Source organism: Komagataeibacter oboediens (assembly GCF_003207815.1).
In the GTDB taxonomy this organism is placed as follows: domain Bacteria; phylum Pseudomonadota; class Alphaproteobacteria; order Acetobacterales; family Acetobacteraceae; genus Komagataeibacter; species Komagataeibacter oboediens.
In genome coordinates, this window is sequence record NZ_NKTX01000071.1 from 1 (window position 1) to 10,779 (window position 10,779).

General features: G+C 51.6%; 8 protein-coding genes and 3 pseudogenes. 7 read left to right on the forward strand and 4 right to left on the reverse strand.

Going from position 1 to position 10,779, the window contains the following annotated elements:
- Together CFR80_RS15155 and CFR80_RS15160 are read left to right on the forward strand one after the other, a co-directional pair.
- Window positions 1-120 (forward strand): annotated as a pseudogene (locus CFR80_RS15155) (IS5/IS1182 family transposase); the annotation flags it as partial.
- Window positions 121-418: 298 nt separating this feature from the next.
- Window positions 419-1,018, forward strand: coding sequence for a sterol desaturase family protein (locus tag CFR80_RS15160; protein ID WP_010515575.1), 600 nt, complete (start codon window positions 419-421; stop codon window positions 1,016-1,018).
- Between the two features lie 16 nt (window positions 1,019-1,034).
- On the opposite strand, the gene CFR80_RS15165 is transcribed toward CFR80_RS15160, so the two are convergent.
- Window positions 1,035-2,333 (reverse strand): LTA synthase family protein, encoded by a 1,299-nt coding sequence (locus CFR80_RS15165; RefSeq protein ID WP_232275846.1) that lies wholly within the window; start codon window positions 2,331-2,333, stop codon window positions 1,035-1,037.
- A gap of 317 nt (window positions 2,334-2,650) precedes the next feature.
- On the opposite strand from CFR80_RS15165, the gene CFR80_RS15170 reads away from it, so the two are divergent.
- Together CFR80_RS15170 and CFR80_RS15175 are read left to right on the forward strand one after the other, a co-directional pair.
- On the forward strand, window positions 2,651-4,333 hold the full coding sequence (locus CFR80_RS15170) for a capsular polysaccharide export protein, LipB/KpsS family (protein WP_029329632.1): 1,683 nt from the start codon (window positions 2,651-2,653) through the stop codon (window positions 4,331-4,333).
- A gap of 66 nt (window positions 4,334-4,399) precedes the next feature.
- The gene (locus CFR80_RS15175) at window positions 4,400-5,194 is read left to right on the forward strand and encodes a YdcF family protein (RefSeq protein ID WP_010515572.1); all 795 of its coding nucleotides are present in this window, start codon (window positions 4,400-4,402) and stop codon (window positions 5,192-5,194) included.
- A gap of 377 nt (window positions 5,195-5,571) precedes the next feature.
- On the opposite strand, the gene CFR80_RS15180 is transcribed toward CFR80_RS15175, so the two are convergent.
- Window positions 5,572-6,852, reverse strand: a complete 1,281-nt coding sequence (locus CFR80_RS15180) for a right-handed parallel beta-helix repeat-containing protein (RefSeq protein WP_146221671.1) — start codon at window positions 6,850-6,852, stop codon at window positions 5,572-5,574.
- Window positions 6,853-7,322: 470 nt separating this feature from the next.
- On the opposite strand from CFR80_RS15180, the gene CFR80_RS15185 reads away from it, so the two are divergent.
- Window positions 7,323-8,123: an ABC transporter permease gene (locus CFR80_RS15185; protein WP_010515570.1), complete on the forward strand. Its 801-nt coding sequence runs from the start codon at window positions 7,323-7,325 to the stop codon at window positions 8,121-8,123.
- A 435-nt stretch (window positions 8,124-8,558) separates the two neighbouring features.
- Here the strand turns inward: CFR80_RS15185 and CFR80_RS15190 are convergent, their stop codons facing one another.
- Window positions 8,559-9,284 carry a CatB-related O-acetyltransferase gene (locus tag CFR80_RS15190; RefSeq protein ID WP_083819118.1) on the reverse strand — a complete coding sequence of 242 codons (726 nt, stop codon included), beginning with the start codon at window positions 9,282-9,284 and terminating at the stop codon, window positions 8,559-8,561.
- Window positions 9,285-9,643: 359 nt separating this feature from the next.
- On the opposite strand from CFR80_RS15190, the gene CFR80_RS20175 reads away from it, so the two are divergent.
- Together CFR80_RS20175 and CFR80_RS20180 are read left to right on the forward strand one after the other, a co-directional pair.
- Window positions 9,644-9,790, forward strand: a complete 147-nt coding sequence (locus CFR80_RS20175) for a transposase (RefSeq protein ID WP_373636501.1) — start codon at window positions 9,644-9,646, stop codon at window positions 9,788-9,790.
- 16 nt (window positions 9,791-9,806) lie between these two features.
- A pseudogene (locus CFR80_RS20180) lies at window positions 9,807-9,914 on the forward strand (IS5/IS1182 family transposase); the annotation flags it as partial.
- On the opposite strand, the pseudogene CFR80_RS20185 reads toward CFR80_RS20180, so the two are convergent.
- Window positions 9,885-10,709 (reverse strand): annotated as a pseudogene (locus CFR80_RS20185) (integrase core domain-containing protein). The pseudogenes CFR80_RS20180 and CFR80_RS20185 overlap by 30 nt on opposite strands.
- Window positions 10,710-10,779 lie beyond the last annotated feature (70 nt).

Below are 10,779 nucleotides of genomic sequence, written 5' to 3' on the forward strand. Positions count from 1 at the left end.
GGTCGCTGCAGGCGGCTCGCCAAAGACTGGGAAAAGTCCATAGCCTCGTCAACAGCGTGGACTTTGATCGCCTCAATCCGCATGCTGACCCGCAGAACCGCAAGGCATTGTCAGTGCTGAAAAACTTTCGGATCAGGCTCTAAAGAGAGGGTATGGGAAATTCTTCCTAATCCGTTGTGTTGCAATAGGTTCGTGAAATGGACACAAACCAGATGTAACCCATGTATGAAAGTATGGAGAGAAAGATCACATATCCCGAAGAGATCGCTGCAGGCTAACAAAACAGGCACTATCTGCCGTAGGGTAGCAGGGCTGCATCCCTAAAATAAGTTGTCTATAATTGCTTGTTGGGGCAGGGATACGGGTTCATGCCAGACGGGAATGTTCGAGGGTCACCATGATGCAGCAGAAGCGTAGGATGAAGGAAGAGACTCCCCTTCGCCTGTTCAAAAATCCTGTGATGGAATCCCTGACGCTGCTGTCCTTCGGTGTGTTCGCTGTGGTGTGGGCCATAATCATTCTGGCTGCCATGACCTTTGCGTGGCGGATGTCCGGTTCCGTGAAGATGATGGGCCTGTACTGGCTGGCTGGATTTGTGGCATGGTTTCCGTTTGAATATCTGATGCACCGTTTCCTGTTCCACTTTCAGGGAAAATCGGCATTTACCCAGTCAATGGTTTTCCTGATGCATGGCAACCATCATGAACAGCCCAACCATCCGCTGCGCAATCTGATGCCGTTGAGTGTTTCCATGCCGCTGGCGCTGCTGATCTGGGGCGGCTGCATCTGGTCCATGGGGAATGGTGTCGGGGGGGCGGTCGCCGCCGGTTTCCTGTGTGGGTATGTGGCATACGACACGGTGCATTACTCGTGTCATCAGTTTCCCATGCGCCTGCCCCTGCTGCGCAAGATCAAGATCCATCATATCAATCATCACTATCGCCAGACCGATGCCAATTACGCGATTACGGCGGTGTTTCTGGACAAGGTCTGTCATACCCGGTGTGATCGTTCCTGATATCGGACCGTCGCGTTCAGGGCTGGACGGACATCCGGATAATCAGGTGATTGAGCTGCGCTGGCGTCAGGGGGACAGGGTTCTGACGTGCCGCCCTGTCGTCCAGGGGGAACGAAATGGCGACATAGGGTACGTCGCGTATGTCCGAAGGCATGACGATGCCCGGGATCGATGGACGATGATCACCAAAAAAGACCAGTAATGCCCTGGAGTTCCTTGCTGACATGTCTTCAATCAGGTCCAGCAGCATCCGGTCGCTATTGTGCACATGTCGCAGGTAGTGGTGCAGGGGGGACTGCCCATCCGGGCCGCCTGGCCATGGACCATGGTTTTCCATGGTGACGGCATAGAATAACGAGGGCGCGGTAGCTGCCTGCATCATGCCCGCTATTTTCTGCCCCAGGGCCACATCGCCAAAATAGGGCATGTCCGGTGTTGATGCATGTGGGCCGGGATTGACCATATGGGAAAAACCCATGGTCGGCATGAGCGTGGCGCGATTATAGAAACGCAGGTCATGTGGATGAATGAATGTGCTTTTGTACCCTATTGCTCCCAACCGGTTGCCAATTGCGTGATCGCGTTCACGTCCTGCGGTCAGAAAGGGGTCATAGCGCCGGAAGCCCAGATCGGTTTCTTCCTGTCCAAAAATGACGCCGTATTCCGACCGCATGGTATAGGCGCCAAAGCCGCTGACGCATAAAGGCCCCCACTGGGATGCAATATCATATGCCCGCTTCAGGCCGGGCATGGCCGGCAGGGGTATGTCGGGCGGCAGACCCAGTCGCGCGGGATCGGCAAAAGATTCACATTGCACGATCACGACCATATCATAGGCGGGTTTGCCCTGAAGTGCGGCGGGAGGAGGGAGATCGACACTTCTTCGCCATTGCCGCCAGTACATGATGATACTGCCGGGCAACCCCAGTGTGCCTGCATCACGCGTGATATCAGGGGTGGGCGCCAGTTTTTGCGCCGGATACAGCCAGATGGACAGGCCACCCAGCAGCAGCACGCCCACCCCGATCAGGTGGGGCAGGACTGCAGCGCAAGAATAGGCCCACAGCAGGAATGGCGCGGCGATGGCCAGAACAAGCAGGGCGATACGACCAGCCAGCGGAATGGAAAAAAGATAGAATTTGGGATGCTGCAGAAAACTGCGGGCAACCACGACATCACTGAACAGCAGGGGTTCGCCCAGCACACGGAATTTGATGTTCGAGGCGACAACCGTAACGGTCATCAGCGCACATGTCATGAGAAGTGCGATCGGGATGCTGCCTGTTGCGGCCAGCCACCCTCCATACGCGACCATGCTGCATAGTATATCCAGCGTCCAGCGGAAGGGTAATGCCTGACGTCCCGCCCGAGGCATCACGACAGCATATTCAATAGCGGGTGTCAGAAAAACGATAACAACAAAAGACACCAGAACCTGAAATGCTGACATGAAAATTCCGTTGTGCACCCGGCATGGCATCCGCTGCATCAGAGGTTGTTATCGATAACAAGCTCTTGTACAAGGTATCTTCACTGGAATAAACACCGGGAACGTGATTGGAAATCGCGAACCTATGAATGACTTGCATAAAAGTCTTTCAGACAGACAATGACAGGCCAGAGGCACCAATCATGACATTGGCATCGCGTTCCTGTCTGTTACGGATGCCTCCTTTCCAGCGCGACCTGCCCGTGCTCGCCATACCAGCCACTGGGAAAACCGCTACGGTGGCAATCGAGGAGGACGTCAGCAGACGGATTGTCCGGGACAGGACGGGTGGAAGCTTCTGGGCCCCGGCACCTGCCCATGTCAGGCCCATTCTGGTGTGTGGGGGATACGGAGTTGATGGCAACCGGATGCGCAGTCTGGCGCGGCTGCTGGCGCGCCTGGCAACTGTCCATTCGCCAAAGGACCTGCTGCTGGTTGCCCCGGGTGCATATGGCCCGGCTGCGCGGATCGCACGTCAATATGGCGTCATTCACCTTCATGAACCTGTAGACCCACATGCCCTGCTGGATCATGCCCGGGAAGTTCATGAACTCGGGCAGGGGGATATCGGAGATCTTGCAGCCCTGCGCGGCCAGAAGGTCACGCGGTATGCCAGCCCCGACCACGGTCGTCCCGTTGATGGCATGTCGGTTGCGCGGCGACTGATACAGGACTGGCGTTATTATGACCCCTATACGGGGGACCTGACGACAATCCTGAAGGTGCTGGAATTCCAGGCCCTGTGGCGGCGCGTCATCGATGCAAATCGCGACATAGGGGCCTGTGTCGGCATGTCCCTGTGGAAACGCCGGCGTATTGCCGCATTTTTTACGGTTCCCCCCACGCATCCGCCCTTTTTTCGGCAGGCGCGTTCCGCAGTAAAACGGTGCGCCAGTCAGGGCAGGGCGGTCGTAACATGGGCAACGCGCATACCGGCTGGACTGATCCGGCAGGCGCAGGCGGAAAATGTGCCTGTATGGCGTGTCGAGGACGGGTTTGTCCGTTCGGTCGGCCTGGGAAGCGGATTGCAGGTCCCGGCCTCCATTTTTGTGGACCGACGCGGCATTTATTATGATCCGTCCGAACCCAGTGACCTTGAGCATATTCTGGCGACGACACCGTTCGATACGCATCTGCGGGAACGGGCAGGTTCCCTGATTGCGCATCTGGTGCAGAAGGGAATATCAAAATACGGGCGTTCCGATCGGGGACAGATGCAGGAATGGGACGCCAGGGGACGGCGTGTATTGCTGGTGCCCGGCCAGGTCAGCGATGATCTGTCCGTCATCAGGGGGGGCGGTGCCGTGCAGGGCAATCTGGCCCTGCTGCAGACCGTACGCCAGCATAATCCCGACGCGTTTATCATCTACCGCCCACATCCCGATGTTGTTGCCGGCCACCGGAATGGAAAGCTGGGCAATGATGTCGTCATGGCCTATGCCGACCATATCAGTATTGAGGGTAGTATTGTGGACCTCATATGGCAGGTGCAGGAAGTCCATACCCTGACCTCGCTTGCTGGATTTGAAGCACTGCTGAGGCAGCGCAAGGTCGTGACCTATGGCTGTCCTTTTTACGCGGGATGGGGGCTTACTACGGATATGGGGCGGATCCCCGCCGGTCGACGTCAGCGGCCCCTGTCACTGGCAGAGCTGGTGGCTGGCGCCCTTATTCTTTATCCGCGCTATATTGATCCCCTGACACAGATACCGTGTGAAGTGGAAACGGTCGTTGCACGTTTTGATGACATGCGGATCTGGCACCCTACGGTATTGATGCGCATCAAGAATTTACAGGGTCATATGAAACATATGATGGGACGTTGATCGGTCGTTGTATGACAGTAGGGATACGGATCGTATATTATCATATTTAAAAGGAAAGGAATTATTATGAGTAAAGACGCTTTTCCAGAAAACATCATAGAATGTATTAATGAAGTTGTCCGGTTTCTGGCCGTGGATGATTTTTCATCTGTACAGAATGACATGACGCCGGATCTGGTCATTCTGGCCGGAAATGATTTCCTGCCGGGTGCGGAAGGGGCATTCCGTCTGGCAAAACGTAAGAATGTGCCCTTGTTGATTTCTGGTGGCGTTGGGCATGCGACCGACTTCCTGCGGCAGGCTGTCGCCAGAAATACACGTTATCATACGCTGGACACCGCCGGGTTGTCAGAAGCTGAGATCCTTCATTCGATTGCCACAACCTTCTGGGGACTTCCTTCTTCACAGATCCTGCTGGAAACCAGGGCGACAAATGGAGGGGAAAATGGGCAGTTCACCCGAAAACTGCTGGAGGAGCGGCATATTACCCCCAAAACGGTCGTTCTGGTTCAGGATCCCGCCATGCAGCGTCGGGCGGCAGCAACGTTTCAGCAGACATGGCAGGGAATGACACCCGCCTGTCGTATTTTCAGCTGGCCGGTGGTTGTGCCGCAACTGATGCTTGAAAACGGGAAAGTCGTTTTTTCAGGCCCGGAAGAAGATCATCCCGCTTCGCTTGAACGGTTTATATCACTGGTAATGGGGGAGATTCCCCGTTTGCGGGATGATGAAAACGGGTATGGCCCCAAGGGGAAAGGGTTTATCCCACATGTTGAAATTCCGCAGGCAATAGAAAATTATTTTGAGAAAATATATAAATACTTCAACAATAAAAAAGAATACGACAGCAGGAAGGTTTAAATAAAAATTGTATTTTTAAATAATTCCATCGTGACTGTGTACGAACGTGTATAAAAAAGTTGCGTGGAATTCTGTTGAGGGGAAGGAGAGAGTCAGGCTTTATTGCCATACGATCCTGATGCCATTCTAATGCGGCATGGAGCATTGGAATGAACAGATAATCGTACGACCGGCGTCTTTATGGGCCGCAGCATAAGGATAAGAACCCTTTCGGAAAACGCAAGGACTGGCATCGTATCGCAACGTATTATGATCGCTGTGTCCATACGTTCTGCTCGGCTATTTTTTGCATCGACGGTTATCTTCCGGATGTTATAGAGAGTCCTGTCTCCAGACAGGGTAAGATATTGTAGCAGGGGTGATCGTGTATGGTTGCCTTACTGAAGATAGAGAGATGATGCAGCATAGCTGTAACCGTTTCTGGTTCCGGCGGTCTCGACATAGGCTAAGCCGCCTTTGTTTTGTATGTCAGTCTTCAGGGTATTGTACAGAATGGCAGAGGACTGACCCTGTAGGTGAATACCAAAGCCACCATTGCCTGTGATGGTCACAGCATTTCCCTCGACCTTTCCAAACGATGTTACATAGATGCCGTCATGCCTGTTTTCCCTGAACGCGCAACTGTCTACATTGGCGTAGCCACCAAGCTGGATCCACGCGCCGATGGCGTAGCCTGTATAGGTAGAATTGCCCGCAGAGATTGTACCATTTTCACGTACATCCAGGCCATTGCCCACCCGGCCACCCAGACCACCTTTGCCGGTGAACTTGGAGGCCCATCCATGACCACCTGTCCGGGCACAGACCGCGCCGACCAGCGAATACTGTCCCGTGCTGCCGATGACATTTATTTCCCCGCCATCTTCCGCCATATAGTTGCAGCCCAGCGTAGCACCGGACCATGTCGTGTCCGCCACATAGGATGCGGAGCATCCCTCGCAGTCAATGACGCCATTATGGCGGGCAAGAAAGTTGACGTCTCCCGCATAGGTCGCCGTTACTCCCCCATGGGGTGCTGAGACGAAACCGCCGTCATCGGCCAGTACGCTGTAATAGAACCGGTTGATGGCAAGGTGCGCACCCAGATTGATGCGCGAAGGGCCGAAGGCATAGAATCCGGCACCATAGCTGGCTTTATTCCATGTGATTCCTGTTTCGGTGGCGGAAATCATGGCATCGACCCCATTCATGGTAATTCCATCCACCAGACCGATATTACCGCCATCATGGGCATAGAAACCGTGGTGATTTGTTCCTTTTATGTTGGTAAAATTGATGACGACCCTGCTGTTGTCGGTCGTGTTTCCAATCAGTGAAACGGAGGCCCCGCTTGGGGCAGCCGATTCAAACTGACGGGTAATGTCATATGTGCCATCAGCCACGGAAATGGTGATTTTCTGGGGGCCGAATGTCTGGACGGCCATGGCTGCGTTCCATGCTGTCATCGGATCGGTATAGGTGCAACCAGTGCGGCATACGGTCCAGGCTGTTGGCCGGTTGACAAACCCCGGACGGGGGGGAGCGGTGGCTGATGTTTCGTTGATCTTTCGGGTCGTATCGCTGGCGCTGGTGAAGTTTTCCTCGTCAGACTGTGCGTAGGCGGCGCTGCCTATGCACAGAGCAGTCAGACTATAAAGTAGTGGGAATATCTTGTTCATGATATCTGCTCCACATTCAGCTTGAATTGTAAGGTGCTGCTGGTTTGCTTATGGAAAACTGGGCGGCAGAATGTATGTTGCCCTATCCTGCACTTAAGCCATTCATACCCGTCAAAGGTTCCACAAGTTTCATGATGAATTATAAAGTGGGTCAAATCGATGAGTATGATATCATATCCCAGCGTTTTCGTGAGAACGATGAAAGAGGTGCTTGAGGTGTTGTCGCTATCTGCATGAGACATATCTCGCCAGGCGACGCGTGGGCAGAAAGCGGAAGAGCCTGAGTTGCGTCCTCCCCGTCAGTCTGGCCTACGCAGGATAGGAAGCATACTGTGTTGTGCCTCCTTTGCTTGCGCATAATACGTATTGCAGGGGCAGGAGATCCCTCGGATTTTTATTCCCTCGCCTAAACTGGCCTTTGGGATTATAGACTGTCGACCCACCAATCATGACACGCAATGAGAGTATTAATGACCATAAGTGAACAGCTTCGGGAATTAAGGACTGATTTCAAGGTGCAGGCACAGGTCATTTATGCCTTGATCATGCGAGAGATTCATACCCGCTATGGACGGGAAAACCTTGGATTTCTGTGGGTGTTGGGCGAACCTATCCTGTTCTGTGCTGGTGTTGCCATATTATGGACGGCCATCCGCCCTTCTCATGAACACGGGCTACCAATGACGGCGATTGTCGTTACCGGTTATGTTCCGCTGACCATGTGGCGGCACTGTATGGGGCATGCCATCAAGGCGTTTGAGTCAAATGGCAGTCTTCTCTTTCACAGACAGGTTACGCCGACCTCTATTATATTAGCCCGTGCTTTTCTGGAAATAATTGGAACCATAATGGCAGGGCTTCTGGTTACCTGTGGAGCAATATTTACTGGATATATGAAGCCTCCTCAGTATTACGGAATGCTATATCTTGGGTTGAGCTTCCAGATATTGTTCTGTATTGCAGTTGCTATGATTTTTGCATCTTTGAGTGAGATGTCCGACCTGATTGAGAAAGCGATGACCGTTTTTGGCTATCTTGCGCTTCCCTTTACGGGAGCCTTTTCAATGGTTGACTGGTTGCCGCCTAAGTATCGCTGGTACATGATGCTTTCACCAAGCGTAGATAACATTGAAATGATCCGAGAAGGGCAGTTTGGTCTCAATGCACATGCACACTATGATATTTTCTATGATTTCTGGATTACACTTTTACTTCTGATTATAGGTTTCTATTTAACGCAGCGTGTACGCCGTTTTATCTTGGTTCAGTAGGGACTAGATCCTGTTAGACCTTGATGTAGTTTATTGTAGCAGCGATGAGAATGGCGGGTCGACGTCTTTCCTCCCAGAGGTATCCGCAGAATTTATACGATGTGTACCCACGATCGCAGACGACATAAGTCGGCGAATGACACAAATCATCAAGCAGGGCATAGGTACATGGTAGTCCATGTACCTATCCGGGCGAAGGCGTGAAAAACAGTGCTGCTATGACCTGCTGCTGCTAGGCATGTCTTGATGCCAAACATCCAGGTCAATGACCAAAAGCTCACGATCCCTACGACATCCTCTGTATCCTCCTTTGGGAGGCTCCAGCGGCCTTGTGATGGTTGTGGCTTGTTATGCTTCCTGGTTAATTGTTGCTCGCACCTATATGATTTTAAAGCAATAATGTAGCGTTATATTCGATATTAAGAGGGTTTTTTATCAATCACATAAATGCAGAATGTCTTTTATAGAAAACCTTTCCGGTTTAAACTCTTTTAATTCATTCTGAATATCGTAGAATTTGTATATAAAATCTTCTATATTTTTCCAATTGAGATCTCTTAAGTCCCAATACGCAAATCTCCACCATTTTATTTCCATTAATTTTTCTATTATTTCAGTCTTAAATCGCATTTTAATTATCTTTGCTGGATTCCCACCCACTACAGCATATGGGGGGACATCTTTCGTGACAACGGAGCCTGCTGCTACAACGGCACCATCGCCGATTTTGCACCCTCCTTTAATCATTACGTTAGTACCAATCCAGACATCATTTCCAATATCAATTTTACCATAATTTTTTTCTATAAATGTGCTTGTCCAGCTTTTACCAAATTCAGCAGCAAGAACTTCCCATCTTTGATCTGATATGATCGGATGAGAAGTAGCATAGGAAATCTCATGCCGGGGCCCCATTTCCTGCACTCCAGCGGCTATAGAACAATATCGTCCTATAGAAATATCATATCCTACACCCAGAGGTGTGAATGAATATGAAAAAGAACCAGTGTCATATAAGGAATTGAAATTAAAATCAGAAAATTGTTCAAATGAAATATTTTCATTTAAACAATAAATTGTGTCACAGTCTTCTATACCTGAAATGTGAATACGATTCCTATTGAAGAATTCTTTTATTTCTGAGTTAACTTTTATATACATTTTTGACACCTAAAAATTTAATGACAGGTCATGAGTAGATAATTATTTTTCTAATCATGTGGAACCCTTCTGTTCTGAGTTGATTGGTAAATTAACGTATGGGTAGAGGTATATGCAAATAACTTTCCTTGGATTTTGGTGTAGGTAAAGAATATCAGGTTGCGTTAACAAAAAAGGCTGCCCGGCTGCCCTGAGAACTGATTCATTGGCACATTGAAGAGGCGGAGCGGTGGAGCCGGGCTGGCACGCGGCGATCTGACGGATCGGGACTGGGCGATAATTGGTTCATCTCTGCCGCCTTAACGCGGACGTTGGGCACGTCCGGCAGGAGACAAGCCTGTTCCTCAATGGCATGCTGCATGTCCTGCGCACGGGGTTGTCCCTGGCGGGACATGCACGAGCGCTACGGCAAGTGGAACTCTGTGTATATTCGGTTCCGTCGTTGGGCCGAACAGGGTTGTCTAGAACGCTCTGTTGCAAACCCTTGTGGATCTGGGACTGTCTGATGACTGGCAGCATATGGTCGACAGCACCGTAATTCGAGCCTATTCACAGGCCACAGGCGCAAAAAAGGGGGGGATACGGGAAGCTTCTGGTCGATCACGCGGCGGCTTTACGAGCAAGGTCCACGCGCGATGCGATAATCAAGAGCATCCTCTGAGCTTGACGTGCCCCCCCTTTTTGTATCCCCTCAAAAGGAGAGTTCCCGTTTTTCATGGCTTGGGGTTGATGGAATGACAAGGGTCTCGGAGGCATGTCATCCAGTTGGGAATGTGGGCGTACCGTATTGTAGTCTTCCCGCCAGTTAGCCAGAATCTAGCGGACATGGGTCAGGGACGTGAACAGCGTTTCGTTGAGACATTCATCCCTGAAGCGGCCATAGATCTGGGCGTTGGACACAAAGTCCAGACTCCAGTGCTGCCCAGGTTCCTGAAGGGACGGTCATGGGAGAATGCGTCCTCAATGCTCGTTTTCGGCTTCCCCGATAACGGACTTTTAGCTCCTTCTCCTGATAAAGGCGGAACAGCTTTTTGTGATTGGGGGGAGGCTTTCCCGCGCCAGAAGATAGCTCAAGCGGCGATACCCAAAACGACGCCGCTGGCCCGCCAGATCCTGTACACCCTGCCGCAGGACGGCATCGTCAGACCGGGTGGGAGCATACCGCGCGACACGTCTGGCAAGACCAGCAAGGGCGCATGCCCGGCGCTCACTCAGCGCCAAAGTGTTCTGGATATGTCGGGCCGCCTGCAGCCTTGCTGCAGGCGTCACCACTTTTTTCCAACGATTTCCTTCAGTGCGGCGTTATCCAGCTTTGTAGAAGGTTGCGTCACTGATCCCGTGTTTTCGGCAAAGATCAGAGACCTTCAGCCCAGTTTCCTGTTCCTTCAGGATCCCTTGTAAATGCTGTTTCAAAATTCCCCACATGTGCTGTCGGAAAATTCCCCAGCACGGATATGGTGATCAGCCATTGAGGTGATCGATAGCTCCATGCTTT

Excerpts from the sequence above, each read along its gene's own strand:
- CFR80_RS15160 (WP_010515575.1), top strand. The coding sequence starts at position 419 with ATGAAGGAAGAGACTCCCCTTCGCCTGTTCAAAAATCCTGTGATGGAA.
- CFR80_RS15165 (WP_232275846.1), bottom strand. The coding sequence starts at position 2,333 with ATGGTCGCGTATGGAGGGTGGCTGGCCGCAACAGGCAGCATCCCGATC.
- CFR80_RS15170 (WP_029329632.1), top strand. The coding sequence starts at position 2,651 with ATGACATTGGCATCGCGTTCCTGTCTGTTACGGATGCCTCCTTTCCAG.
- CFR80_RS15175 (WP_010515572.1), top strand. The coding sequence starts at position 4,400 with ATGAGTAAAGACGCTTTTCCAGAAAACATCATAGAATGTATTAATGAA.
- CFR80_RS15180 (WP_146221671.1), bottom strand. The coding sequence starts at position 6,852 with ATGAACAAGATATTCCCACTACTTTATAGTCTGACTGCTCTGTGCATA.
- CFR80_RS15185 (WP_010515570.1), top strand. The coding sequence starts at position 7,323 with ATGACCATAAGTGAACAGCTTCGGGAATTAAGGACTGATTTCAAGGTG.
- CFR80_RS15190 (WP_083819118.1), bottom strand. The coding sequence starts at position 9,284 with ATGTATATAAAAGTTAACTCAGAAATAAAAGAATTCTTCAATAGGAAT.
- CFR80_RS20175 (WP_373636501.1), top strand. The coding sequence starts at position 9,644 with ATGTCCTGCGCACGGGGTTGTCCCTGGCGGGACATGCACGAGCGCTAC.